At 59.1% G+C, this 25516-nt stretch carries 26 protein-coding genes and 2 pseudogenes; 12 read left to right on the forward strand and 16 right to left on the reverse strand.

What is annotated here, in order from left to right; translation table 11 throughout:
* Window positions 1-3: 3 nt before the first annotated feature.
* Window positions 4-522 (forward strand): acyloxyacyl hydrolase, encoded by a 519-nt coding sequence (locus AB4O41_RS21820; RefSeq protein ID WP_460144673.1) that lies wholly within the window; start codon window positions 4-6, stop codon window positions 520-522.
* 103 nt (window positions 523-625) lie between these two features.
* On the opposite strand, the gene AB4O41_RS21825 is transcribed toward AB4O41_RS21820, so the two are convergent.
* The 6 genes from AB4O41_RS21825 to AB4O41_RS21850 all read right to left on the reverse strand — a co-directional run bounded on the left by AB4O41_RS21825 (window position 626) and on the right by AB4O41_RS21850 (window position 6360).
* The gene (locus AB4O41_RS21825) at window positions 626-931 is read right to left on the reverse strand and encodes a YkgJ family cysteine cluster protein (protein ID WP_007905822.1); all 306 of its coding nucleotides are present in this window, start codon (window positions 929-931) and stop codon (window positions 626-628) included.
* 60 nt (window positions 932-991) lie between these two features.
* Window positions 992-1768 (reverse strand): SDR family NAD(P)-dependent oxidoreductase, encoded by a 777-nt coding sequence (locus tag AB4O41_RS21830; RefSeq protein WP_460144674.1) that lies wholly within the window; start codon window positions 1766-1768, stop codon window positions 992-994.
* A 73-nt stretch (window positions 1769-1841) separates the two neighbouring features.
* Window positions 1842-3284 carry a deoxyribodipyrimidine photo-lyase gene (phrB, locus tag AB4O41_RS21835; RefSeq protein WP_460144675.1) on the reverse strand — a complete coding sequence of 481 codons (1443 nt, stop codon included), beginning with the start codon at window positions 3282-3284 and terminating at the stop codon, window positions 1842-1844.
* 34 nt (window positions 3285-3318) lie between these two features.
* On the reverse strand, window positions 3319-4260 hold the full coding sequence (locus AB4O41_RS21840) for a MerR family transcriptional regulator (RefSeq protein WP_460144676.1): 942 nt from the start codon (window positions 4258-4260) through the stop codon (window positions 3319-3321).
* Window positions 4260-5219, reverse strand: a complete 960-nt coding sequence (locus tag AB4O41_RS21845) for a YbgA family protein (protein ID WP_460144677.1) — start codon at window positions 5217-5219, stop codon at window positions 4260-4262. The genes AB4O41_RS21840 and AB4O41_RS21845 overlap by 1 nt, the downstream gene beginning before the upstream one ends.
* Before the next feature lie 154 nt (window positions 5220-5373).
* On the reverse strand, window positions 5374-6360 hold the full coding sequence (locus AB4O41_RS21850) for an NAD(P)/FAD-dependent oxidoreductase (protein WP_007905831.1): 987 nt from the start codon (window positions 6358-6360) through the stop codon (window positions 5374-5376).
* A gap of 196 nt (window positions 6361-6556) precedes the next feature.
* Here AB4O41_RS21850 and AB4O41_RS21855 point away from each other — a divergent pair, with 196 nt between their 5' ends.
* Window positions 6557-7465, forward strand: coding sequence for a TIGR01777 family oxidoreductase (locus AB4O41_RS21855; protein WP_460144678.1), 909 nt, complete (start codon window positions 6557-6559; stop codon window positions 7463-7465).
* Window positions 7466-7473: 8 nt separating this feature from the next.
* Window positions 7474-8495: pseudogene (gene hemH, locus AB4O41_RS21860) on the forward strand (ferrochelatase).
* Window positions 8496-8608: 113 nt separating this feature from the next.
* Here the strand turns inward: hemH and AB4O41_RS21865 are convergent.
* Together AB4O41_RS21865 and upp are read right to left on the reverse strand one after the other, a co-directional pair.
* A complete protein-coding gene (locus tag AB4O41_RS21865) occupies window positions 8609-9883 on the reverse strand; it encodes a uracil-xanthine permease family protein (RefSeq protein WP_460144679.1) in 1275 nt (424 codons plus the stop codon).
* 2 nt (window positions 9884-9885) lie between these two features.
* Window positions 9886-10524 carry a uracil phosphoribosyltransferase gene (upp, locus tag AB4O41_RS21870; protein WP_367372917.1) on the reverse strand — a complete coding sequence of 213 codons (639 nt, stop codon included), beginning with the start codon at window positions 10522-10524 and terminating at the stop codon, window positions 9886-9888.
* A 163-nt stretch (window positions 10525-10687) separates the two neighbouring features.
* Between upp and AB4O41_RS21875 the strand changes: the two genes are divergently transcribed.
* Window positions 10688-11245: a hypoxanthine-guanine phosphoribosyltransferase gene (locus tag AB4O41_RS21875; RefSeq protein WP_033061274.1), complete on the forward strand. Its 558-nt coding sequence runs from the start codon at window positions 10688-10690 to the stop codon at window positions 11243-11245.
* A 100-nt stretch (window positions 11246-11345) separates the two neighbouring features.
* Here AB4O41_RS21875 and dauA read toward each other — a convergent pair whose 3' ends face one another.
* The gene (gene dauA / locus AB4O41_RS21880) at window positions 11346-13067 is read right to left on the reverse strand and encodes a C4-dicarboxylic acid transporter DauA (RefSeq protein ID WP_460144680.1); all 1722 of its coding nucleotides are present in this window, start codon (window positions 13065-13067) and stop codon (window positions 11346-11348) included.
* Between the two features lie 151 nt (window positions 13068-13218).
* Here dauA and AB4O41_RS21885 point away from each other — a divergent pair, with 151 nt between their 5' ends.
* Together AB4O41_RS21885 and AB4O41_RS21890 are read left to right on the forward strand one after the other, a co-directional pair.
* Window positions 13219-13704 (forward strand): hypothetical protein, encoded by a 486-nt coding sequence (locus AB4O41_RS21885; RefSeq protein ID WP_460144681.1) that lies wholly within the window; start codon window positions 13219-13221, stop codon window positions 13702-13704.
* 63 nt (window positions 13705-13767) lie between these two features.
* Entirely contained in the window at window positions 13768-14055 is a 288-nt protein-coding gene (locus AB4O41_RS21890; RefSeq protein WP_123719505.1) for a PA4642 family protein, read from the forward strand.
* Window positions 14056-14234: 179 nt separating this feature from the next.
* Here the strand turns inward: AB4O41_RS21890 and mqo are convergent, their stop codons facing one another.
* A complete protein-coding gene (mqo, locus tag AB4O41_RS21895; protein ID WP_052965774.1) occupies window positions 14235-15743 on the reverse strand; it encodes a malate dehydrogenase (quinone) in 1509 nt (502 codons plus the stop codon).
* Between the two features lie 739 nt (window positions 15744-16482).
* Window positions 16483-16716 carry a hypothetical protein gene (locus tag AB4O41_RS21900; protein WP_123719503.1) on the reverse strand — a complete coding sequence of 78 codons (234 nt, stop codon included), beginning with the start codon at window positions 16714-16716 and terminating at the stop codon, window positions 16483-16485.
* A gap of 204 nt (window positions 16717-16920) precedes the next feature.
* Between AB4O41_RS21900 and AB4O41_RS21905 the strand changes: the two genes are divergently transcribed.
* Window positions 16921-17505, forward strand: coding sequence for a YajG family lipoprotein (locus AB4O41_RS21905; protein ID WP_007905851.1), 585 nt, complete (start codon window positions 16921-16923; stop codon window positions 17503-17505).
* Window positions 17506-18247: 742 nt separating this feature from the next.
* On the opposite strand, the gene AB4O41_RS21910 is transcribed toward AB4O41_RS21905, so the two are convergent.
* The gene (locus AB4O41_RS21910) at window positions 18248-18622 is read right to left on the reverse strand and encodes a DUF6124 family protein (RefSeq protein ID WP_460144682.1); all 375 of its coding nucleotides are present in this window, start codon (window positions 18620-18622) and stop codon (window positions 18248-18250) included.
* A gap of 321 nt (window positions 18623-18943) precedes the next feature.
* On the reverse strand, window positions 18944-19150 hold the full coding sequence (locus AB4O41_RS21915; RefSeq protein WP_460144683.1) for a hypothetical protein: 207 nt from the start codon (window positions 19148-19150) through the stop codon (window positions 18944-18946).
* A 193-nt stretch (window positions 19151-19343) separates the two neighbouring features.
* Here AB4O41_RS21915 and AB4O41_RS21920 point away from each other — a divergent pair, with 193 nt between their 5' ends.
* Window positions 19344-19622, forward strand: coding sequence for a hypothetical protein (locus AB4O41_RS21920; RefSeq protein ID WP_460144684.1), 279 nt, complete (start codon window positions 19344-19346; stop codon window positions 19620-19622).
* A 90-nt stretch (window positions 19623-19712) separates the two neighbouring features.
* Here the strand turns inward: AB4O41_RS21920 and AB4O41_RS21925 are convergent, their stop codons facing one another.
* Window positions 19713-20876 (reverse strand): 1-acyl-sn-glycerol-3-phosphate acyltransferase, encoded by a 1164-nt coding sequence (locus AB4O41_RS21925; RefSeq protein ID WP_460148396.1) that lies wholly within the window; start codon window positions 20874-20876, stop codon window positions 19713-19715.
* 142 nt (window positions 20877-21018) lie between these two features.
* Between AB4O41_RS21925 and AB4O41_RS21930 the strand changes: the two genes are divergently transcribed.
* The 3 genes from AB4O41_RS21930 to AB4O41_RS21940 are packed head-to-tail and all read left to right on the forward strand — an operon-like array spanning window position 21019 to window position 22127.
* Window positions 21019-21201 (forward strand): CPXCG motif-containing cysteine-rich protein, encoded by a 183-nt coding sequence (locus AB4O41_RS21930; protein ID WP_123359205.1) that lies wholly within the window; start codon window positions 21019-21021, stop codon window positions 21199-21201.
* Window positions 21202-21207: 6 nt separating this feature from the next.
* Window positions 21208-21468 carry a putative signal transducing protein gene (locus AB4O41_RS21935; RefSeq protein WP_038981600.1) on the forward strand — a complete coding sequence of 87 codons (261 nt, stop codon included), beginning with the start codon at window positions 21208-21210 and terminating at the stop codon, window positions 21466-21468.
* A 35-nt stretch (window positions 21469-21503) separates the two neighbouring features.
* Window positions 21504-22127 carry an SOS response-associated peptidase gene (locus AB4O41_RS21940; RefSeq protein WP_460144685.1) on the forward strand — a complete coding sequence of 208 codons (624 nt, stop codon included), beginning with the start codon at window positions 21504-21506 and terminating at the stop codon, window positions 22125-22127.
* A 113-nt stretch (window positions 22128-22240) separates the two neighbouring features.
* On the opposite strand, the gene AB4O41_RS21945 is transcribed toward AB4O41_RS21940, so the two are convergent.
* Both AB4O41_RS21945 and AB4O41_RS21950 read right to left on the reverse strand, forming a co-directional pair.
* A complete protein-coding gene (locus AB4O41_RS21945; RefSeq protein ID WP_390176107.1) occupies window positions 22241-23083 on the reverse strand; it encodes a methyl-accepting chemotaxis protein in 843 nt (280 codons plus the stop codon).
* Window positions 23084-23143: 60 nt separating this feature from the next.
* Window positions 23144-24382: pseudogene (locus AB4O41_RS21950) on the reverse strand (cache domain-containing protein); the annotation flags it as partial.
* Between the two features lie 267 nt (window positions 24383-24649).
* Between AB4O41_RS21950 and AB4O41_RS21955 the strand changes: the two are divergent.
* Complete coding sequence (locus tag AB4O41_RS21955) at window positions 24650-25468, forward strand: M48 family metallopeptidase (protein WP_460144686.1); 819 nt, start codon at window positions 24650-24652, stop codon at window positions 25466-25468.
* Window positions 25469-25516 lie beyond the last annotated feature (48 nt).

The raw sequence follows: 25516 nt of genomic DNA on the forward strand, positions 1-25516 counted from the left end.
CTAATGAAGCGACTATTCTGCTTGGCCGCAATTGCGACCGCATTGATGGGGCACAGTTTTACCGCGCAGGCAGCAGGGGTGGAATTCGGGGTCGGCCAGACCAGCGATTCAACCATGACCTACCGATTGGGCATGCAATTCGATTGGGACAAAAGCTGGCTTCAGAGTGACATCGGTCGCTTGACCGGCTACTGGAGCGGCGCTTACACCTACTGGGAGGGGGACAAAACATCAAGCAATCACAGTTTGTCGTTCTCGCCAGTGTTGGTATACGAGTTTGCCGGTCAGACCATCAAACCCTACGTTGAAGCCGGTATCGGCATCGCGGTGTTTGCCAATACCGAAATCGAAGACAACAAACTGGGGAGTGCCTTTCAGTTCGAAGACCGTTTCGGGTTTGGTCTGCGCTTTACCGGCGGACATGAAGTCGGAATTCGCGCCACGCACTATTCCAATGGCGGGATCAGCAACCCGAACGATGGCGTAGAGAGTTACTCGCTGCATTACACGATGCCGTTGTAACGTCAAAAGCATCGCGGGCAAGCCACGCTCCCACAGGTTAGATGACCTCCTGTGGGAGCGGGCTTGCCCGCGATGGCGTCAGTTCTGATGACACATCTCTAAATTACCGATACGCCGTCGCTATCCCCTGGCGTTCGGTGATGCATTCCGGTGCGCCCATTTCGAACTCCCGGCAGATCAGCGGACGTTTTTCGTAGATGGTGCACATCATGCTGTTGCGATCCAGCGCGGCGCACCAGCCGTCATCCAGGCGCAGCATGACTTCCCCACCCCAGTCGTCGGTATCGATAAAACGCTCGGGCACACCGGTATCGGTGATCAGCATCACTTCAAGCTGACAGCAGCAGGCCGCGCAGGTCGAGCAGGTGACCGCAGGTTCGGCGATTTGCGTGTGGGGAATGGTTTTCATGGCGCGCAGTGTAAGGCAGTGGGCCCGCGCTGTGTGAAAGGCCTGACGGACGCTCAGGTTTCACGGCAGACCCTCGATCGGCGGATTGTTTCTCTCCATGCGCTTGCCGATTTCCAGTCCAGTCTGGCCGGGCTTTTGCGGCAGAGGCCAAAGGACAGGCATGAGCAGTTCCGGTAAGGAGAGTTCCAATGGCCGATGTTTGAGCATGTCGAAGAGGTATCGCGCAGCTTTGTCCGCCGACCAGTCGAGGTGTTCTGGAGCGTCGTTGCTCAGGGGGATATCGATAAGTCCTGGGCTAACTATGGTCATTTCGATGTTTTCTGGCGTCACGTCGATGCGCAAGGACTCGAAAAGTTGACGCAACCCGGGCTTTGAATCGCCATAAGCTTCGGCCCGTGGCAGCGGCAACCAGGTCGCCGAGCTAGCCATGCCCACCAGATGCGGCGCAGTGCCCGCCCGCAGCAGGGGGCGGGCGGCTTCGATGCAATAGCTGCTGGCAAGCAGGTTGGTACGCACGATGTGCTCGATGATTGACGAGTCGAACTGATTGGCATCGACGTATTCGCAGGTGCCTGCGTTGAGGATCATGGTGTCCAGAGAACCCCATTCCTTGGCAATCTGCTCGCCGATTTCGCGCACCCGTTGGCCGTTGGTCAAATCACCCGCGACCACCAGCACCTGCCCGGGATAACGCTGAGACAGGGCTTTCAATGGCGCCAATGAGCGGGAGCTGGCAGCCAGATGAGCGCCGGCTTTCAGTATTTCTTCGGCCAGCGCGGCACCAATACCGTTGCTGGCGCCGGTCAACCAGTATCGCCTTGGAGGTGTACGACTCATCCCAATTCCCTTTTTTACCAGATGATTTCCCGGCTCAATACCGTGTTCATAACGTAACGCTGCGGCATCAAGATCATTCCAGTAGCGGTAAACCTTGTCGCGACGGCAGGTTCTTGAACGCCGCCAAGGCCCGTTCGCGGGAACTGCTCAGATTGACGATAGGCGATGGATAATCCTTCACACCGAACAATCCGCCGAGTCTCGCGGGATTATGCAGGTCTTTTTTGCTCATTTCATTGATCTGTGGCAACCAATGCTTGATGAAAACCCCTTCGGCATCGAACTTTTCCGACTGGCTCAGTGGGTTGAAAATCCGGAAGTAGGGCGCCGAATCGGTGCCGGTGGACGAACTCCACTGCCAGCCACCGTTGTTCGCCGCCAAATCACCGTCAATCAGATGCCGCATGAAGAAACGCTCGCCTTCGCGCCAGTCGATCAGCAGGTTTTTGCTCAGGAACATGGCCACGACCATGCGCAAGCGGTTGTGCATCCAGCCGGTCTCCAGCAATTGGCGCATGGCGGCATCAATGATCGGCAGGCCGGTACGGCCTTGCTGCCAGGCCTTGAGGTCTTCCGGGGCGTCACGCCAGGCCAGGGTTTCGGTTTCCGGGCGAAAGGCGCGGTGCCGGGAGACCCGTGGGTAGCCCACCAGAATGTGTTTATAGAATTCGCGCCACAGCAACTCGTTGATCCAGGTGACGGCACCGAGCTTGCCGCCTTCGAACTCCCCCTGATTACTGCGCAACGCGGCATGCAGGCACTGACGGGGAGAAATGACTCCAGCGGTGAGATAGGCCGAGAGCCGGCTGGAGCCGGGTTTTGCCGGGAAATCGCGCTCGCTGTGGTAATAGTCGATCTGTGCGTCGGTAAAGGTCTCGAGGCGGCGTCGGGCCTCGGCTTCGCCGGCCGGCCAGAGGGCACGCAAAGTGTCGCTGGGCGTGTCGAAACCCTCGACACGAGAGGGCGGTTCGTCGCTGGCGATACCCAGTGGCGCCTGAATGGCGGGGGCGGTAACCAATCCAGGCAATGATGTATGCAAGCGTTCGTAGCAGACCTTGCGGAACTGGCTGAAGACCTGGAAATAGGTGCCGGTTCTGGTCAGCACGGTGCCAGGCTTGAACAGCAGTTGATCGAGGTAGCGGTAAAAGTCGATGCCTTGGGCTTTCAGGGCTTTGGCCACCGCGTCATCACGACGGGATTCATGAATGCCGTATTCCTCGTTGGCATGCACTGCGTCGATCTTCAATTGCTGGCACAACTTGAGCAGAACCTTAGGTGCCTCGTCCCAGCGGGATGCCTTGCGAATCAGCAGCGGGATGTTCAGGGCGTCCAGCGCATGGCGTAACTCGCTCAGGTTGCGCAACCAGAAATCCACTTTGCACGGCGCATCGTCATGCGCCAGCCATTGCTGCGGACTCAGCAAATACACCGCCACACTCGGGCCGCGGGCTGCGGCGGCCGAGAGGGCGGTGTTGTCGTGTAGACGCAAGTCGCTGCGCAGCCAGATCAATTGCATGGTGGTATCCGCACGATCCATTAAAAATTCGCCATTAAATGATCCCGTGCTGAATGAGGCCCTGATGGGCCGATAATGGGTCTTCGGCCAGGGACAAGTCAGCAATGGCGACGGTTTTTGCGGATAACTCGGCGTGGTGAATGCACACCGTTGGTCCGGCAATCATTTTTGGGCAGCTGACGCCATTCAAAAGTTTCGTCAGCTGTGAAAGATTCATGGCTTTGCTGGAGTACAGCAGTACGCCGCGGGCTTGCAGGTGATCGACCGCCAGCGCAAGTTCGCCTGCGGGGAGTGGCCAGTCGAAAACTTCCACCGGGCAATCGACGCTGCTGATCAGCCAGGCGGTGAGCCACAGATAAGGCTCCAGCGGCAGGTCCGAATGATTGATCAGCAACAGCGGCGCGGTGCGCAACTGACGATTGTTATGATAGATCCTCGCGCCGAATTTGCTGCGTAACCAGGAATAAACAAACACCCGCTCCATCTGCGCGCCGAACTGGCCTTGCCAGCGTTGGTCCAGTTCCGCCAGCAACGGCATCAACAATTGTTCACACAAGGTGCGTGGCGGATAGAGCGCCATCGCCTGATTCACCGTGTCATCAAGGGTGCGTTCGGCCAGCTGAGTGACCGCATGCAGCAGCGTCCGGCGCAGCACCAGCCAATCGTTTCCGACAGGCTCGGTAAGCCCTTGAGGCGTGTCGAGCAGTTGTTTGACCTGGCTGACAGCCACGCCGCGATTGAGCCAGGTAAGGATTGTCAGGATCCGTTGAACGTGTTCGGCGCAGAACAGCCGATGCCCCTTGGGCGTTCGCTGAGGCACGATCAACCCATAGCGGCGCTCCCAGGCGCGCAAAGTGACGGCGTTGACCCCGGTCTGCCGGGCCACCTCACGAATGGGCAGCCAACCAGCGTCCAGGGCCTTCTTGAAGTCGGTGCCGAGGTCCTCGCTGGTGCGGGTGTCCGGTGGGTTTTTCATTAAATCGCGTTTCGCAGGCTGAGGTTTTCCGGGTGCGGTTGCAGGTAAACCTGTTGCGCAATGTACGGATCCGGGTGTTGGCGAAAGTAGTGTTTGAGCAGCGTCAATGGCACCACCAGCGGCACGATGCCCTTGTGATACTGCCCGATGACGTGCTGCACCTCCTGTTTGTCTTCAGGGCTGATGGCTTGTTTGAGATAGCCGCTGATGTGCTGCAGCACGTTGGTGTGGGTGCGGCGTGTGGCGCATTTTTTCAGGGCCGTCATCAGCTCGCTGAAATAGCGCGGGCCGAGCTCTTTGAGATCGGACTGGCCCATGTTGCCCAGCAAGTTGCCCAGGGTTTTGTATTGCACCGGGTTGTGGGCCATCAACAGGTATTTGTAGCGCGAGTGAAAGTCAGTGAGGCTGCGCCGGGTCAGGCCTGTTTGCAGCAACTGCTGCCAGGCGCTGTAGGCGAACACGCGGGTGAGGAAGTTTTCCCGCAGCACCGGGTCGTTGAGGCGGCCGTCTTCTTCCACCGGTAGATCAGGATGCAATGCACAGAAGGCTTGGGCGTAGATACCACGGCCACCGCCGTCTACTGGCGCGCCGTTGGCGTGGTAGACCTTGACCCGTTCCAGCCCGCACGAAGAGGATTTCTGCATGAAGATATAGCCGCAGATGTCGCCCAGCTCCATCGCCATTTTTTGACCATAGTCGGCCAGCGGCCGGGTGACGTTGATCTCAGGGTGGACGGTGCCGACAGCCTCCGGGTGCTCGGGGTTGCCGACCAGACGGATCGGTTCGCGAGGGGTACCCAGGCCAATGGCGACTTCCGGGCACACCGAGACGAAATCGAAATAATCGGTGAGGGTAATGCTGCACAGCCGCGATGCTTTGTGCCCGCCGTTGTAACGCACTTCGGCTCCCATCAGGCAAGCGCTGATGGCGATTTTGGGTTTCATGGCTGTAGGGGGCATCGGAGCGCCTCGAATCCAGACCTGTACAGATTATTAGATCTGTACAACATGACTTCATCATAGATTCAAAGGTGTACAAGTCAAATTTTTTGTATAGGTTTTTGCGGGGCTGCTGCCCATGTCGACAGCAGCAATGGGCTGGACTTGATTCAATTCACTGCAGGTGTTCATGCAGCCGGCGAGCTGCTTCCTGACCACTGAGCCAGGCACCTTCGACACGGCCAGACAGACACCAGTCACCGCACACATACAGGCCAAGATCGGCATCGGCCAGGGCACCCCATTCATGGCTGCTGGCCGGCCGGGCGTACAGCCAACGGTGAGCGAGACTGAAAGTCGGAGCAGGCATGGCGTCGTGCAGCAGTTCGGCAAAGGCACCGTGCAATTGTTCGATCACCGCTTCCTTGGGCAGGTCGATATGCTGCCGGCTCCAGGCGCTGGTGGCGTGCAGCACCCAGGTGTCGAGGGTGGTGTCGCGTCCGGGCTTGCTGCGGTTGCGCGCCAGCCAGTCGAGAGGACTGTCCTGCACGAAGCAACCTTCGATGGCGGTTTCCAGTGGCGTGTCGAACGCCAGGGCAACCGCCCAGGTGGGTTCCATTTTTACCCCGGCGGCGGCCCCGGCGAGTTTCGGCGCGGCCGCCAGCAGTGCGGTCGCCTGTGGGGCGGGCGTGGCGATGACGACATGGCTGAACGGGCCGTGAGTGAAACCCTCGGCGTCTTGCAGATGCCAGTGTTCTTCACCGCGATAGACCTCGGTGATGCGACAAGCGAAATGCACTTCCAGATCACCGAGCAAGCCGCGCGTGATCGCGCTCATGCGTGGTGTGCCGACCCAGCGTGTCTGTTCGTCCGGCGAAGGTCTGAGCTGGCCGCCGTGGAAGGTATAGAGCTGCGGCGTCCATACGGCGACCCAGCCGTTGGCTTGCCAGCGCTGGACTTCGGTGACGAAGCGACGGTCGCGGGCAGTGAAATATTGCGCGCCCATGTCCAGAGCACCCGCATCGCTGCGTTTGCTCGACATGCGTCCGCCACTGCCGCGGCTTTTATCGAAAAGTTGAACGACATGCCCGGCCTCCGTAAGGGCCTGGGCGGCTGAGAGTCCGGCGATGCCGGTGCCGATGATTGCGATAGGTACAGTCATAGGGGCCTCGTTTACCTGTCTGTACAGACTACGCCGTGGTTCAAACCTGTACAATATTGTTTTTTGGTATAACTTTTAGCGTTCTTGTTCTGACAGCTTGGCCTATTGTTAAGCACAGAGCCTGCCCGATACCAAAGATCCCTGCTTATAAAAATAGACTAGTGATCAGGGTAAAACGCCACGCGAGGAAGATGTCATGCACATATTGCTGACCGGCGGTACTGGTTTGATAGGACGTCAACTCTGCCAACACTGGTTGAGTCAGGGACATCGCCTGACAGTCTGGAGTCGCACACCTGCAAAAGTTGCCCAAGTCTGTGGCATTCAAGTACGTGGAATCGCACGACTGGAGGACCTGGGTCAAGAGCCGGTGGATGCCATTATCAATCTCGCGGGAGCCCCGATTGCCGATCGGCTCTGGACTCATAAACGCAAAGCCTTGTTGTGGAGCAGCCGGATCACCCTGACCGAAACCCTGTTGGCCTGGCTCGAAAGCCGCGAGCAAAAACCGCAGGTTGTGATTTCTGGCTCCGCGATCGGTTGGTACGGCGACGGTGGTGAGCGGGAGTTGACCGAAGAATCGCCACCGGTCATTGATGATTTCGCCAGCCAGTTGTGCGTCGCCTGGGAGGAAACCGCGCAGCGCGCCGAAGCCCTGGGCATTCGCGTGATCCTCATTCGTACCGGGTTGGTGCTGTCCGCCGAGGGCGGCTTTTTGTCGCGGCTGTTGTTGCCGTTCAAACTGGGGCTGGGCGGGCCGATCGGCAGTGGTCGGCAGTGGATGTCATGGATTCATATCAAGGATCAAATCGCCCTGATTGATTTTCTTCTGCATCGCAATGAGGCCAGCGGTCCATATAATGCCTGCGCGCCCAAACCGGTGCGCAATCGTGAATTCGCCCAAACGTTGGGTAGCGTGTTGCATCGTCCGGCGTTCATGCCGATGCCGACCCTCGTGTTGAAGGTGGGCCTGGGCGAGTTGTCTTTGTTGTTGCTGGGTGGCCAGAAGGCCATGCCGGCTCGCTTGCTGGAAGCGGGCTTCACTTTCCAGTTCACTGATTTGCGCGCGGCGTTGGATGATTTATCCAGCCGCCTCAAGAAATAGGACGTTGCATGACCGATCACGCGTTGCTTCTGGTCAACCTGGGTTCACCCGCTTCCACCTCGGTGGCGGATGTGCGCAGCTACCTCAATCAATTTCTGATGGACCCGTATGTGATCGACCTGCCATGGCCGGTGCGGCGTTTGCTGGTGTCGTTGATTCTGATCAAACGCCCAGAGCAATCGGCCCACGCTTACGCGTCGATCTGGTGGGCGGACGGCTCGCCACTGGTGGTGCTCAGCCGTCGTCTGCAACGGGCCATGACCGCGCAGTGGACCCACGGGCCGGTGGAACTGGCGATGCGCTACGGCGAGCCATCCATTGAGTCGACGCTGGTTCGTCTGGCGGCTCAGGGTCACAAAAAAATCACCCTGGCACCGCTCTATCCGCAGTTCGCCGACAGCACCGTGACCACGGTAGTCGAGGAAGCCAAACGGGTGGTGCGGGAGAAGAAACTCGACGTGCAGTTCTCGATTCTCCAGCCGTTCTACGATCAGCCGGAATACCTCGATGCCCTGGTGGCCAGCGCCAAACCTTATCTGCAGCAGGATTACGATCACCTGCTGCTGAGCTTTCATGGTTTGCCGGAACGGCACCTGAAGAAGCTTAATCCGGGTCACAGCTTCGAAGGTGGCAGCGATTGCTGCGCCGGGGCGCCGCCGGAAGTGGTTGCGACCTGTTATCGCGGTCAGTGTCTGCGCACCGCGGCAGAGTTTGCCAAGCGCATGGGCCTGCCGGATGGCAAGTGGTCGGTGTCGTTCCAGTCGCGTCTGGGGCGGGCCAAGTGGATCGAACCCTACACCGAAGCGCGCCTCGATGAATTGGCCAAAAGTGGCGTGAAGAAAGTCCTGGTGATGTGCCCGGCGTTCGTCGCCGATTGCATTGAAACCCTGGAAGAGATCGGTGATCGCGGGAAGGAGCAATTCCGCGAAGCGGAGGGGAGGAGTTGGTGCTGGTGCCGTGCCTCAACGATGATCCGCAATGGGCCAAGGCGTTGAACGCATTATGCGAAAGGGCGCCGATAGCCCTGTAGTCATGATCGTTCCCACGCTCTGCGTGGGAATGCCTCTGGGGACGCTCCGCGTCCAGTGACGCGGAGCGTCACGGGCTGCATTCCCACGCAGAGCGTGGGAACGATCAGTTCACTCAGAGCAGCGATTCATCCGCCTTCTTGTGCTTCCAGCTGTCATTGCCCGGCAGCAACAGGTTCAGCGCAATCGCCACCACCGCGCACAGCGCGATGCCTTTGAGGCCGAAATCGTCCGGGCCGGTGCCGGTGCCGACCAATACGCCGCCAATCCCGAACACCAACGTCACCGAGACAATCACCAGATTGCGTGCTTCGCCCAGGTCGATCTTGTGGCGAATCATTGTGTTCATCCCCACCGCAGCAATCGAACCGAACAACAGGCAGAGAATCCCGCCCATCACCGGCACCGGGATGCTTTGCAGCAAGGCGCCGAACTTGCCGATGAACGCCAGGCTGATCGCAAAAATCGCCGCCCAGGTCATGATTTTCGGGTTGTAGTTTTTGGTCAGCATCACCGCGCCAGTCACTTCGGCGTAGGTGGTGTTGGGTGGACCGCCAAACAGACCGGCTGCGGTGGTGGCAATGCCATCGCCGAGCAAGGTGCGGTGCAGGCCGGGCTTTTTCAGGTAATCGCGACCGGTCACGCTACCGACCGCGATCACGCCGCCGATGTGCTCGATGGCCGGGGCCAAGGCTACCGGAACGATGAACAGAATCGCCTGCCAGTTGAATTCCGGCGCGGTGAAGTGTGGAATCGCGAACCACGGTGCAGCAGCAATCTTCGCGGTGTCGACCACCCCGAAATAGAACGCCATCGCAAAACCCACCAGTACACCGGAGATGATCGGCACCAGGCGGAAAATGCCTTTGCCGAATACCGCGACGATCAGGGTGGTCAGCAGCGCCGGCATCGAGATCAACATCGCCGTCTGGTAAGCAATCAGCTCGGTGCCGTCGCCGGCCTTGCCCATCGCCATGTTGGCAGCGATCGGCGCCATGGCCAGGCCGATGGAGATGATCACTGGGCCAATGACCACTGGCGGTAGCATGCGGTCGATGAACCCGGTGCCTTTGATCTTCACGGCAAGGCCGAGGAAGGTGTAGACGAAACCCGCCGCCATCACGCCGCCCATGGTCGCCGCCAGGCCAAACTGACCCTTGGCGAGAATGATCGGCGTGATGAAGGCGAAGCTCGAGGCGAGGAACACCGGCACCTGACGCCCGGTGACGATCTGGAACAGAATCGTCCCAAGGCCTGCAGTGAATAGCGCCACGTTCGGGTCGAGACCGGTAATCAACGGCATCAACACCAGCGCGCCAAAGGCCACGAACAGCATCTGCGCGCCCGACAACACGGTGCGCCAGAGCGGATCGTTGAACGCTTGCTGCATGCTCAAGCGTCCTTCTGCTTGGTGCCGAAGATCTTGTCACCGGCATCGCCCAAGCCTGGGATGATGTAACCGTGTTCGTTCAGTTTTTGATCGATGGAAGCGGTGTAGATGATCACGTCCGGGTGAGCCTTCTCCACGGCGGCGATACCTTCTGGCGCGGCGACCAGCACCATTGCGCGGATGTCCTTGCAACCGGCCTTCTTCAGCAGGTCGATGGTGGCGACCATCGAACCACCGGTGGCGAGCATCGGGTCGATGATCATCGCCAGGCGTTCGTCGATTTCCGGCACCAGTTTTTCCAGGTAGGTGTGGGCTTCGAGGGTTTCCTCGTTGCGGGCCACGCCGACGGCGCTGACTTTGGCGCCCGGGATCAGGCTCAGTACGCCTTCGAGCATGCCGATACCGGCACGCAGGATTGGCACCACGGTAATTTTCTTGCCGGCGATTTTCTCGACCGACACCGTGCCGCACCAGCCTTCGATGTCGTAGCTTTCCAGCGGCAGGTCTTTGGTGGCTTCATAGGTCAGCAGGGCACCGACTTCCTGAGCGAGCTCACGGAAATTCTTCGTGCTAATGTCGGCGCGGCGCATAAGGCCAAGTTTATGACGGATCAGCGGATGGCGGATCTCGAGGATGGGCATGGGGAAGGCTCCGGAGGCGGGCAAAAAAACCGGCCCAGATTAATCTATCCGAGGGTGTTGTCCTATAGACATATAGAACGTTAGTCCACAAACGCTTGATCTGGCCGTGCGGGATGCGTACCTTTGCCCGCTTTTCCTCTGTCCGTCCCCCTTGGAGAGCGCCATGTCCGCTGATCTCGAGCATATCCGTCAAATCATGCGAGAGGCTGACTGCCTGTACACCGAAGCTGAAGTCGAGGCGGCCATCGCCCGCGTCGGTGCACAAATCAACGATCAGCTGGCCGAGAGCAATCCGGTAGTGTTCTGCGTGATGAACGGTGGGCTGATTTTCTCCGGCAAGCTGCTGACCTATCTGAACTTCCCGCTGGAAGCGTCCTACCTGCACGCCACCCGCTATCGCAACGAAACCAGCGGCGGCGACCTGTTCTGGAAAGCCAAGCCGGAAGTCTCGTTCATCGACCGTGACGTGCTGATCATCGACGATATTCTCGATGAAGGTCACACCCTGGGCGCGATCATCGACTTCTGCAAACACGCTGGCGCCCGCGCCGTGCATACTGCCGTGCTGATCGACAAGGACCACGACCGCAAGGCTCGCCCGGACCTGAAAGCCGATTTCGTCGGCCTGCCATGCATCGACCGTTACATCTTCGGTTACGGCATGGACTACAAAGGCTACTGGCGTAACGCCAACGGGATTTTTGCCGTTAAAGGCATGTAAACAGGATGACTGTCTGGGGGCGACTTGCCGCCAGGCACGTTGAGGCTTGAATGCAAGTCCTCACATCGGGATGCATGCGCAGTTTGCTTGAACTGCGCGCTCAGCCCTGTCCGGCGAGCCAGCGTTCGCTTTTGCGTCGAGCCTGTTCCAGGTTGTTCACATAGGCCAACTGGCGCTGTTCCCGATGGATGCCCGCGCGCCTGAGTTTCAGGCGTACCCGTGGAGCCGTTCCGACCAGAATCAGGCCGATGCCGTCGGTGCGGTAATCCCTGAGGATATTGTCGAAGGCCGCCAACGCCGTCATGTCCAGCATGGGCACGGCACTCATCTCGACAATCACCACTTTGACCTCCGGGCTGAATTTGCGCAGTACGCCCAGGGCTTTTTCCGCTGCACCGAAAAACAGCGGTCCGCGTATCGCATAGCAACGCACATGCTCCGGCATATCCTGTAAGGCTTGATGGAACTCGCGAGGCAGTTCGGCGGTGTCCGTGAGGTCGCTCATGCGTTTGATGAACAAGCCGGCGGCCAGCAACAGGCCGACGGCGACGGCCAGCACCATGTCGAACAGCACCGTCAGGCTCAGGCAGGTCAGCAAGACCAGCACATCGCTGCGCGGTGCAATGCGCAAGGTGTGCACGACGTGCCGGGCTTCGCTCATGTTCCACGCCACCATCACCAGCAATGCCGCCAGCGCCGCCATCGGCAAGTAGCTGAACAGGGGCGCGAGGGCGAGTATCGCCAGCAACACCACCGCACTGTGGATAATCGCCGCCAATGGCGAAAACGCTCCGCTGCGCACGTTGGTGGCGCTGCGGGCGATTGCCGCGGTGGCGGTAATGCCGCCGAACAGCGGTGCGACCAGATTACCCAGGCCTTGACCCAGCAGTTCGGCATTGGGGTCGTGTTTGCTGCCCGTCATGCCGTCGGCCACCACCGCGCACAACAATGATTCAATGGCACCGAGCATGGCGATGGCAAAGGCTGGGGCCATTAATTGGCGGATCAGGTCGTAAGACAGGTGCAGCGGCTGGCCGTAGGGCCCCGGCAGATTCCACGGCCAGTCGAAGCTCGGCAGAAACGGCGGTATGCCGGGATGGCTGACGCCATCGACGATATAGCTGAAGCGCTCCCCCAGCGTCGCAACCGGTAACCCGCCGCTTTCCAGTGCCAGCCCCAGCAATGCGCCGACGGCCAGCGCCACCAGATGCCCCGGAATCCTCGGCACAAAACGCGGCCAGACGATCAGAACCGCCAGGCACATGACACCAATGATCCCGTCCCCCAGGCGAGCGCTGGGTAACGCCTGGAGTAGCCCGCCTAATTGCTCGATGTAGTGTTCGGCATGCCCGGTGGTACTCAGGCCCAGCAAATCCTTTAATTGAAGGGTGGCGATGACAATGCCGATCCCGGCGGTAAAGCCCAAGGTCACTGGATAAGGGATGTACTGAATCAGCCGTCCGGCCCGAATCAGCCCCAAGGCAATCAGAATTGCCCCGGCTAGCATGGTGCAGAGCAGCAGGCCACCCAGGCCATATTGTTGGGTGATTGGCAGCAGTATCACCACGAATGCGGCTGTCGGCCCGCTGACATTGAAGCGCGAGCCTCCCGTCAGGGCGATCAGGGGCGCGGCGATCAGCACCGTATACAGACCTTGCTGGGGCGCTACTCCCACTGCAATCGCCAAGGCCATGGCCAGAGGGATGGCGATAATCCCGACCGTCACCCCGGCGCTGATATCGCCGCGCAAACGTCTGAGGCTATAACCTGCGCGCCAAGTCTGACGCCAGGCGGCGAATAACGGGGGCATGGAGAATGACATGGGGACTCCACAACAAAGGGTGCACTGTCGAAATGGGGCTGAAAGCTCTTTCAGTATGCCCAGCCTTGTCTTCCAGAGTATTGACCGGGATCGGTTATTCGCCGGATAGATCCTCATGCTAGAGTGCTCGGCCCCGCCCCCGGAGCCATCCATGAGCCTTTTGATCCGCAGCTGCGCCGCCCTGTTGCTGACCGTCAGCCTGCCCCTGGCCGCCGCCCCGTCGCCGATGCACTTGCAGTTTTTGCCCCCGGACGACCTGACCCTGCGTGATGCTGAACCCGAGCAGCAGCAACTGTTGCAGGTCACCGACTATTCGGTGGTGATCGGCAGCCAGCGCCAGTCCAACCAACAGCCGATCCCGGTCACCTCGCCATTGCTGATCCGTCTCAAGGGCAAATCCTTGAACAAGGGCGCGACCATCAGCCAGGTGCTGGTCAACTTCGATGGCGAAAGCAAAAGCCTGAAAAAGCCGATCTACGACGAAAAAAGCAAAACCCTGACCCTCTATTACCCGTTGGCTCAATACCGGGTGGTGATCGACTTGTTGCGCAATGACACGGTCTATTGCCAGTTCCTCAGCTACGCCAATGGCCATATCTGGGCCGATTTGCACACAGGCAGCGTTCGTCCGCGTTGAGCCTGGCGCCTGCGCAGGGGTAAACTGCCCGCCCCGTGAAATGTCTGCGAGCTGGAGTCGGCAATGCGTAAAGATAAGAAGCAAGTGATTGGTGACGAGATCGGCGATGAGCAGATCAAGCTGTTCCTCGATTTTGAGCCGGTCGACGCCACTTCACCGTCGCTGCATAAACTGATCAAGGCGTACCGTGGCCTGCGCATCGATGACTTCGAGCGTTTTCTGACGTTCTTTGTTGAAGCCGGCTATGACCTGGATGGCAAGGATGAGCACGGCAATGACTTCGTCGCGCTGATCAAGGATCAGCGCAACGCGGCCGAATACATCGAGCTGATCAGCAAAGCTCGCGGTTAAGATCAAAAAATCAGGATCAAAAGATCGCAGCCTTCGGCAACTCCTACACAATGCGCGGATCGACGCGATCATGTAGATACAAGGAGCTGCCGAAGGCTGAGATCTTTTCCAAGGCTGACGAAGATCCATAAAAAAACGCCCCGCCCCTCAATGAGGACGGGGCGTTTTTTTAGGCCGAATCAAGCGTAGCTTTCGGTCTCGTTACTGGCTTCAACCAGTTCCAGTGCGACGTTGTTGTGTGCATTGATCTTGCGATACAGCGCAGCGTCGGTTTCCAGAACCTTTTCCCGAGCCGGGAAGATTTCCGCCAGTTTGGCAGCCCATTCACCGGACGCTTTGTTCGGGAAGCATTTCTCGATCAGCTCAAGCATGATCGAAACAGTCACCGAAGCGCCTGGGGACGCGCCGAGCAGGGCGGCAAGGGAACCGTCCTTGGCCGCGACCAGTTCGGTACCGAACTGTAGAACGCCGCCTTTCTTCGGATCTTTCTTGATGATCTGCACCCGTTGACCGGCCACTTCCAGGCGCCAGTCTTCGGCTTTCGCCAGTGGGTAGAAGCGACGCAGGGATTCCAGGCGTTGTTCCATCGACTGCATCACTTCGCTGACCAGGTACTTGGTCAGGTCCATGTTGTTTTTGGCCACGGCCAGCATCGGGCCGATGTTCCCGGCGCGAACCGACATCGGCAGGTCCATGAACGAACCGTGCTTGAGGAACTTGGTGGTGAAACCGGCGTAAGGTCCGAACAGCAGGGACTTCTTGCCATCGACCACACGGGTGTCCAGGTGCGGCACGGACATCGGTGGCGAACCTACCGCAGCCTGGCTGTAGACCTTGGCCTGATGGTGCTTGACCACTTCCGGATTGTCGCAGCGCAACCATTGGCCACTGATCGGGAAACCGCCGAAGCCTTTGCTTTCTTCGATGCCCGACGCTTGCAACAGTGGCAATGCCGCACCGCCGGCGCCGAGGAACACGAATTTCGCATCGACATCGCGGGTATTGCCGCTGTTGACGTCCTTGATGCTGACAGTCCAGCCACCGTTGTTACGCTTCAGGCCCGTCACACGCTTGCAGTACTTGACCTGGGCATCAGGTGCGCTGGTCAGGTGCTTGAGCAATTGGTTGGTCAGGGCGCCGAAGTTGACGTCGGTGCCGTTCATCACGCGGGTGGCGGCGACGACTTCGTCAGCCGGGCGGCCGGGCATCATCAACGGCATCCACTCGGCCATGGTGGCCTTGTCTTCGGTGTATTCCATGTCCGAGAAGGCGTGGTGCTTGCTCAGCGTCTTGAAACGTTCCTTGAGGAAGGAGACGCCGTCGTCGCCCTGCACGAAGCTCAGGTGCGGCACCGGGCTGATGAACGACTTGCACGAGCCGAACGTGCCTTTTTTGGTCAGATAGGACCAGAACTGCTTCGACACCTCGAACTGGGTGTTGATGTGCACGGCTTTCTTGATGTCGACGGTGCCGTCGGCGGCCTGTGGCGTGTAGTTCAGCTCACACAGCCCGGCGTGACCGGTACCGGCGTTATTCCACGGATTGGAACTCTCCGCAGCACCGGAATCCATCAGCTCGACGACTTCCAGCTTGATCGCGGGGTCGAGCTCTTTGAGCAGTACAGCCAGGGTGGCACTCATGATGCCGGCCCCAACCAGTACTACGTCGACTGCTTCGTTATGCGCCATTTAACGCGTCTCCAAAATCTGCAGCACCAAATTGTCGGCATAGCTGCCAGGAGTGACGGGGCGTGTCAGTGATGCCCCAGGTACCCATGGCCAGGATCGCCATGTCCGAATCTTCGCAATTTTTCGCAACTTCGACGGATGCATGCGGCCCGGCCTCAAGAGTCACATGAACTCATTTCGGCACGCGGCTGGCAATTCGACTTATGGTCGAGACATCCGTTTGTGCAACCAAATCCGTAGCGGACAGGCTTCAGGCTCCGGTGTTCGAGGAATACTCGGTCCTGTGTCGTTGGGCTGTTGTAGACGCTAATGGTGCATGTTCAGACGCAAAACTATTCATTTGCTCGCCACACTCTTGTGAAGTTGTGAAAACCCGTTTTTTTCACGCTCTTTTGAAGACGTGAACCTCAAAAAAGGGCTGTCCCAGCCTGGCACCGTGCCCGGATGGATTGCCGCCATGGGATACATGACAAGCAAAACGGGCAAACAGCTCAGTAACCGAGCGTAATGACAGCTCTGCAGATTCGCGAAAAGTGGTGTTTTGCTTAAGAAACAGCAAGCGCGCCAGCTTCACTCGATCTGTGTGGGCGGCTCTCTGTGGGCGGTGCGGGGGTGTCAATACCGAGGCATTGACGATGCTGCGAGGCCCGATCAGGAGACGTCCTTATAATCGGGGGGAGATTGTATCTAAGAAACGCAGGGAAATGGTCGTGTTTAATGACTTTTATTAGGCGTCCGGTCAGGTGGTCAACAGTTGTTGCGCACGAGCACGTGGCTGGCGCTGGCTGACACGGGCGCTGGCGGGCAGGGGATGGTGCAGCCAGTTGAGGCGGATTTCTTCGATTTCGACCCAGCCATCGCCCATGGGCTGCAGGCTGCACTGTTTGAATGCCTGGCAACGGCCATCGCGGTCGAGCAGGGCAAAACAGCGATGCAGTGGGCGTGGCGCGAACAGGGAGATGAGAACACGCATGGCAACGTACCTTGTGGGTGACTGTCGTGAAGCTTGCCAGTGGGCGATGACATGCCTGTGTCTGGGCGATGACAGATGTGTGACAGGAACCGCGCTACGCCGGGTTTGTCAGAGATTTTAGTAATCGTTGTACGAAGCTAGTTCGCCGCAGTGGCGCACCGCTATACTGCGGGTCTGTTTGTGCCTGATTCTGGAGAGAAGAGCATGTTGCAACGCCTGTTGTTCGGTTTGATCACTGTGACCAGTTTGACCCTCGTCGGCTGCGCCCACAGCCCGCAACAACTGAACCCGGAACCCAAGCTGACGGCTCAGCTGGCGCCGGTCGGCCGTGGTCAGCCGGTGGTGGTGCGTGTGGTGGACGGTCGTCCGTCGCCAACGCTGGGGACTCGTGGTGGTCTGTACCCGGAGACCAGTGCGATCACCGTGCAGGGCGCGCAGATTCTGCCGAAGCTGCAGGCTCAGGCTGAAGCGGCCGTGCGCTTGCTGGGCTTTACCCCGACAGCCAATGCGCTGAATGCACCGCAATTGACGGTGACCCTGGCCGAGCTGAAGTATCAGTCGCCCAAGGAAGGCCTGTATGTGACTGAGGCAACGATTGGCGCGACGTTCCGTTCGGATGTGCAGAATGCCAACCGTCGTTACAGCGGTCGCTACGGTGCGTCGCTGGATCAGCGTTTTGGCATGGCGCCGAATCAGGAAACCAACACCAAGCTGGTCAGTGACGTGTTGAGTGATGCGTTGACCCGCTTGTTCAAGGACCCGACGATCGGTCAGGTGCTTGCCGAGTAACGGTTTTCGGCTTGTTTAAAGAACCCGGTGTCAGTGATGGCACCGGGTTTTTTTGTGCCTGCAGATTCATTGTGGGGGCGAACCTGCTCGCGATGGCGGCCTTTGGGCCGACCATGTTTTGGTTGGGGTGTGTGCATATCCATTGCGGCGGTAACGGCGGCTTATGGTTTCGCCCTTACGGCGACTCCCTTTGGCAAACGCCCCAAAGGAAGCAAAGGTCTTCGCCCCAAGCGTCCGGCCCCTCGCTGAGGCTCGGCGTTCCTTCGTTCCGGTATCCATCTGGGGGCATCGCCCTACGGTCTGCTTCGCTACGACCTACATGCGATGGGTTCGACTGCGTCGAACGGCGCTGCGCGCCAATCCCCAGATGAACACCTCCACTCAGCCTCCCGAAGGGGCGGGTGGATCAAGATCAAGAGCTGCAGGCGAGCTAACGCTCGGCCTGTTGAGTGGTGAGGGGCGGGTGGGTGTACGCCGCTGTATTGTGCGGCGATTCGACTTGCTCGCGAAGGCGGCCTGACAGCCGACCAATCTCTCTCAGACATATGCCGCCCCACTTGTAGGAGCGAGGCTTGCCCGCGAAGACGGCCTGTCAACCAACCAATCTCCCTCAGTTGTACGCCGACCCATTGTGGGAGCGAGCCTGCTCGCGATGGCGGCGTGTCAGACGACCTCAATGTTGAATGTGAGAAAGCCTTCGCGGGCAAGTCGGATCGCCGCACCGCTCGCTCCTACAGGGGGATTAGCTGTGTGGCGCGGGTTTTGGGATGGCAACGTTATCCAGCATCCGGTTCACCGCCAGTTCTGCCAGCATGACGATCTGTTGAATCGCCATCGCCGTGTGCCGGTGCGGCCCTTCCAGATACCCTGCAAAATCACTCGCCATCACACTGGCCTGGGCCAACGATTCACAGGTGTGAGCCAGCAGGTCTTCGTCTTTGATATCCGGCGCGATCATATACATCGTGCTCGGCTTGCGGGCTACGGGTGATTTGAGGGCGGAGGGGTTGAGGTAGTGATCGAGCGCGCGGTTAGCGGCGTCGTGGAGTTTTTTTGAATCGAGGGATTCGTAGGGGGAAACGTCTTCGTCTGGGGGATTCGGTGTTTCTTTAATCATGGCAAATCTCCATTGAGTCATTGGAGCTGCCACTTTCCGTTTCCACACGAGTAGGTGGCAGCTGTGCGCAGGGTGGAAAACCGAGACAACGGACAAAACCCGGCAGACCCGAAGGCCTCCCACGCACAGCCGCCATAACTCAAAACGGCGGTCAGAAAAAACGCCGCAGTATGCCATGGGACCATGTCTGTTGAACCTCGGGTTTCCACACCCGATCGCTGATGTGCAGCGACCCCCCAAAGCCTATCCACCCCACTTCCGAGCGACAACCTTCAAAACCTGTCGGAATGTTCCCTTTCAATCACTGCGTTTGTAGGACGCTCAAGCCGCCTCTGAATAAAAATCCAGAACACTCACCCCCGTCAGCAAATCCGCTTCCGGCAAATCCGCATGTTGATGCCCGCTCAGCGCGCAATACACCAGCCAATGCCGGTCCTGTACGTTGAAGGCGAGGCTGCCGACTAAGGTTTGTTGTTCGTCGCTTTGGGCAATGAGGTAGAGGCGGTCCTGGTTTTCGGCGTGGAGCATGACGGAGTCCGTGTCGGTTTCGAGGGGCAACAGACTGGCGGATTCAGATGACGGCGTCGTGACACAGGACAGTAATCGACTAAATGGTTTCGTTATTTGTCGGAAAGCCGGGGCAGGTCGGAGCGCTTTCGGTAGAATCTGCGCCGTGGTCGTCGGTCCGGCGTCTGCTACACCGGTTTGCCTGAGGTTTGTGATGTCGCTGCAATTGATTTCGCTCTTTACCGCTCATCCCGCCAAATTGATCAATTTGCTGGCCTTGCTGTTAGCCTTCCCGGGCGGCTGGTTGCTGCACGCCACCCGTCGCCGCGAACAGCGCGCCCTGGCCAGTATCGAAGCGCAGCGCCAAAGTCGTCCCAGTGAAGAGCCAACACTGGATTGGGCGACCCTGCGCATGAACCGGTTTTTCTACCGCTTCGGTTTCGCCTGCCTCGGGATGGCGTTGCTGGTGTCGTGGATCAGTACTCGCGTCTGAAGATCTGACACAGGTGCCTGACTGTCCTGTCGCATCAAGACAAACAAAAACGGCGCCCGAAGGCGCCGTTGTCGTATCCAGCCCATTGCCTTACAGCGGCAACCCGGCCTTCACCCGATACTGATTGCGCACCGGCGTCGCATATTGCAGCACCAGGAACGGACGATGCTCCTCAGGGCAGGCATCCAGTCGGCGCTGCCATTCTTCCTGAGCCTTGGCCAGTTCATCAGCCGCAAACACCTCAGCCGCTTTCGGCACCTGCAGTTGCGCATCAGCGTCTTTCCACTGCGCATAGGCCAGGTAGTGCACCGGGAACAACCGGTAACCACCAAGAATCTGCTTGTCCATTTCGATCGCCAATTGCTTGGTGTCTTCGAACAGTTCGGTGATCGGCGCGGCGAAGTTCACGTGGACCCGGCCTTTGTAACCGGTGATGCCTTTGGCGATGCTCACGTCATCCTCGCCCGGCGCCTTGGTGTAGCTGCCGGTGGTGGCGCGGATGTACAGCTCGCGGGCCTTGGCCTGGTCGCACGGGTCGTATTCGTAGCTGATCGACACCGGGGTGAGGTTCAGCGAGCGGATGACTTCGCCGAACGGCTCGTCCTTGCGGCTCATGTGGAACATCTTGAGGATGGCCGACTCGGTGCGGTCGTCGCCGTCCTTGGCCCTGCCTTCCGCCTGGGCGATCCAGATCGAGGCGCAGTCGTTGCGGATCGAATGGTTGATGTACGCCGACAACAGCTGATACGCCGCCATTTTTTCCCGGCGACCAGTGATCGAGCGGTGCACGATGAAGCTCTTGTTCAGGCGCATCAAATCGCTGACAAAAGGCTTTTGCAGCAAGTTGTCACCAATGGCGATGCGCGGGGTCGGCAGGCCGGCGTGGTACACGGCGTAGTTGACGAAAGCCGGGTCCATCACGATGTCGCGGTGGTTGGCGATGAACAGGTAGGCGCTGCCGGACTTGAATTGCTCGACGCCGGTGTAGGTGACACCGTCCGTGGCACGCTCGATGGTATGGTCGACGTAAACCTCGACCTTGTCTTGCAACGTGGCCACAGAATTGACGCTGGCGAACTCACGGCGCAGCCGATGAGCTATAAGAGGTTTGAGCATCCAGCCGAAGGCACCGGCATAACGCGGGAAGCGGAAGTGGATGAGGATATCTAGAAGCGCCTTGTCGCCGAGCAGCCGGGCCAGCACCGCTGGGACTTCGCTGTCGTCGTAAGGTCGGATGGCATCGAATTCGCCCATCATGCTCTCTTGTTAGAAACGGCTAGGGTAAGTAAAGGTTTTGATAAAAAACCAACGGGGCACGGTCTGAAAAGGTAGCCAGACGAAAATAGCCCTGCAAATAGACCGGCGATTATACGCACAAGTCACCTGGGAGACCGCGATGCTGGAAACCGAGCGCTATGAATGCCCGTATTGCGGTGAAGAGTGTGAGGCTGTTCTGGACTTGTCCGGCGGCGATCAGACCTATATTGAAGATTGTCCTGTGTGTTGCCGTCCCATTACTTTTGTTTTGCAGACTGACGGCCATGAGTGGTTGCTCGAAGTTCACAGTGAAAACGAGTGAGGGTCTATGCAGCGCATCTACGAACCGGAAAACCTGATGGAAGGCGAATTGCTGCAAGGCATGCTCGCCAGTGAGGGTATCGAGGCGCATCTGGTTGGGCGTGATTTGGTCGGCGGCACCGGGGAGTTGCCGATGTTCGGCCTGCTGGGCTTATCGGTGGATAATGACCAGGCCGAATACGCCCGGGAGCTGATCACCGCGTACAATGCCGCGCTGCCGTTGTCCGGCGATGAACCGGACAGTTTTCCCGGCACGCTGGTCTGTTAGGCTGACGTTCGTTTGATCAAGAGTCGTATTGCCCCATGTGTGGACGTTATGCCCTGTTTCGCTGGAACCCCGCCTTTGCGGCCCTGCCCGGATTCCCCGCCGATCAGCAGGCCCAGTGGAATATTTCCCCCAACGATTCGGTGTTGATGCTGCGTGCCGGCGCAGACGGGCAACGTGAGTTGGCCCGCGCCCGCTGGGGCCTGACGCCGCCGTGGCTGACCGACCTGTCCCGCACGCCGGCCCATGCCCGCGCCGAAACCGTTGCCGAACAGCCGATGTTTCGCGAAGCCTTGCGCCTGCGTCGCTGCCTGCTGCCGGCCAATGGTTTCTATGAATGGCGCGGCACCACACGCAAACGTCCGTACTGGCTGACGCCGGGGGAGGGTTCGGCGCTGTTCTTTGCGGCGATCTGGGAAGCGTATCCGGTGCAGGAACAGGTGTGGTTGAGCACGGCAGTGATCACCCAGCCGGCTTCGAGTCAGCGTCGACCGTTGATTCTCGATGCGGCGGGGCAGGAAGCCTGGCTCAACCCCGAAACCCCGTTGCATGCCTTGCAGGCGTTGCTGGCCAGTGAACCCGCGGCGTTGCGTGAGCGGGTGCTGGCGAATCTGGTGAATGATCCCAAGCTTAATGGGCCGGAGTGTTTGACGCCGGCGTAATGATCGTTCCCACGCTCCGCGTGGGAATGAATCCCGTGACGCTCTGCGTCACAGTGGACGCGGAGCGTCCATGGCTGCATTCCCACGCAGAGCGTGGGAACGATCATTGAACCCTAAACCTTGAACTGATTGATCAACCGCCGCTGCTGTTCCGCCAATTTGGTCAAATCCGCACTGGCCGCGCTAGATTCATCCGCCCCACCGGCCACTTCATTGGCCACTTGCCCGATGTTGATCACGTTGCGGTTGATGTCGTCCGCCACTGCACTCTGTTCCTCGGCAGCGCTGGCGATCTGGGTGTTCATGTCGTTGATCACCGACACCGCCTGCGTAATGGTCTCCAGCGCCTCGGCGGCTTTCGCCGCGTGTTGCACGCTTTCGTCGGTGCGGTTCTGGCTGTCTTCCATGACCCGCACCACATCGCGGGTGCCTTGCTGCAGATGCTGGATCATGGTCTGGATTTCTTCAGTGGCCTTCTGGGTTTTCTGCGCCAGGTTGCGCACTTCATCGGCCACCACGGCAAAACCACGACCCTGCTCACCGGCACGGGCAGCTTCGATGGCGGCGTTCAAGGCCAATAGATTGGTCTGCTCGGCGATGCCGCGAATGGCCGTCAGGATCGCATTGATGTTCTCGCTGTCCTTGGCCAGGGTCTGCACCACGCCGACGGCTTTGCCGATTTCCACCGCCAGTACGCCGATGGAATTCGAGGTATCACGTACGATTTGCATGCCTTGCGCTGCTGCCTGATCCGCATGGCTGGCGGCTTGCGCGGCCTGGGTCGCATTGCGCGCGACATCCTGGGCGGTGGCGGTCATTTCATGCACGGCGGTAGCGACCTGATCGATCTCGGCCATTTGTTTGTGCACGCCGATGTTGGTGCGGATGGCGATGTCGGCGGTGTGTTCCGATGAGTCGCTGACGCTCTGCACCGACGTCACCACTTGCGTGATCATCGCCTGCAACTTGGCGAGGAAGGTGTTGAAGCCTTTGGCGATCGAGCCCAATTCGTCGGCGCGGTCACTGCTCAGTCGACGGGTCAGGTCGCCTTCGCCCTGGGCGATATCATCAAGCATCGCGACCATTTGCTTGAGTGGTCGAGCAATTCCGTGGCCCACCAGCCAGGTCACCAACAAACCGATACCGGCGATCAACAGGCCGACCATGGCCATGCCAAAGGTGTCGGATTTGCGCTGCGCGTCCAGATCACCCTGAAGTTTTTGCAGATCGGCCATTACCGCGTTCAGCGGCAATTGCAGCATCAAGGTCCAACGGGCGTCGGTCTGGCCGATGCCGAAGGGCAGGTACAACTCGATCCGGCCCTGGGCCTTGTCGACGGTGTAAGTCACTTCGCCGCGCTTGAGATTGGCCATGTTGGCAATCTGTTTGCTGTCGAGAATGTCGCTGACCTTTTCGCCGAATTTGCTCGGGTCTTTGGTGTAGGCGACGATCCGGCCGTTACCACCGATCAGGACCATTTCACCGGCGCCGCTGTACAGTTTCTGATTCGCCCCCAGGAGCATTTCCTGGATGAAGTTCACCGACAGGTCGGCGCCGACGATGCCCTGGAACGCGCCGTTGAGCATGATCGGTTCAATGAAGGAGGCGAGCATGACGATCTTGTCGCCGACCTTGTAGGGCGCCGGATCGATCACGCAGGATTTTTTGGTTTCCTTGGAGCACAGGTAGTACTCGCTGGCGCGCACACCAGTAGACAGGGTTTTCTGGTCGTCGACGTCCACCAGTTTGTCCAGGCCCAGGCTGCCGTCTTCGTTGCGGAACCACCACGGCAGGAAGCGCCCGTTGCTGGCGTCGATGCCGACCACAGGGGTGTCGACGTAGGCCGCATCATTGTGGTCGAGTGCGTTTTTTTCCCAACCGATGTAGGTGCCGAGAATTTTCGGGTTCCGGGCGACGTTTTCCTTAATCAGGCTAATCAGTTGCTCACGGCTCAGGCTCAACTGTGGCTGACCATCAGTGCCCGGGGTACCGATCAACGCGTTCACCCGCACCAGGCCACCGGCAATCAGCAGCGGTGCTTCGAGTTCGCGCTGGATCTGGCTGACCTGGGTTTGCGCCAGCGAGGTCAGGCGCTGTTCGATGACTTGCTCGAACTGCGCCTGAGTCCGTTGCTGAACCATGTCTTGGGTGCGGGCACCGGAAAACAGCGCGTACAGCACCAGGGCGGCGACGACGCTGAGCACAATGGCGCCGGCCAGGGCGGCAACGGAAAACTGGATCGACTTGAATTTCATGGGTGCTCCGCACGCAAGAGGACGTCTGCGGTGCTGTATCGGCAGGGTGGCGAAGGGTCATGAACGACTCATGACGAATTGGCTGTTTTGGAGTGCTGGATGTCGCAAATGAATCATTGCTGGCCGTGATCAGCCGTGGCGGGCGCTGGTATATGAATTTTTTCCTACGGGGCTTTGTCTGAAATGTACGTGCTAAACGTCCGTTGTATCTGGCGCCGATACAAATCCCCACCTAGGATACGCGGCATGTTTCCAGGGAGCTTCTTGATGAATAAGACATTGGTTTTGTGTGCACTGAGCGCAAGTCTGCTGCTCGCCGGTTGTCAGTCGGTCAACACCACTAGCGGTGGTGCCGTGGGCGTTGAGCGCAAGCAATACATGTTCAGCATGTTGTCGACCTCTGAGGTCAACCAGATGTACGCCCAGTCTTATCAAAAGACTGTCGGGGAGGCGAGTAGCAAAGGCGTGCTGGACCAAACCAGTAACGATGCAAAGCGCGTCCAGGCGATTTCCAGTCGTCTGATTGCCCAGGCACCGGTGTTCCGTCCGGACTCAGCCCAGTGGCAATGGGAAGTGAACCTGATCAAGAGCGACGAGCTGAATGCCTCCTGCGGGCCTGGCGGCAAGATCATTTTCTATAGCGGGCTGATCGACACCCTGCAACTCACCGACGACGAAATCGCTGCCATCATCGGCCATGAAATCGCTCACGCCTTGCGTGAGCATGGCCGTGAAGCGATGTCCAAGGCCTATGGTATCGAAATGGCCAAGCAAGGTGCTGGTGCGTTGTTCGGCCTGGGCGAGGGCGGCCTGGCTCTGGCGGACACCGTGGCGAAATACGGCATGACCTTGCCCAACAGTCGCGAGAATGAAAACGAGGCGGACCTGATCGGCCTCGAACTGGCGGCCCGTGCCGGCTACAACCCGAACGCGGCGATCACCTTGTGGAACAAAATGAGCAAAGCCTCGAATGGTGCGCCGCCAGAGTTCTTGAGCACGCACCCGGCGTCGGCCAGTCGGATTGCTGCCTTGCAGGCGGCGATTCCTAAAGTCATGCCGTTATATGAAAAAGCCAGGAAATCCTGATAGATAGGCGTTGATGCTGCTGACGCCTTCGCGGGCAAGCCCGCCCCC

Source organism: Pseudomonas sp. S2_A02 (genome assembly GCF_054668495.1).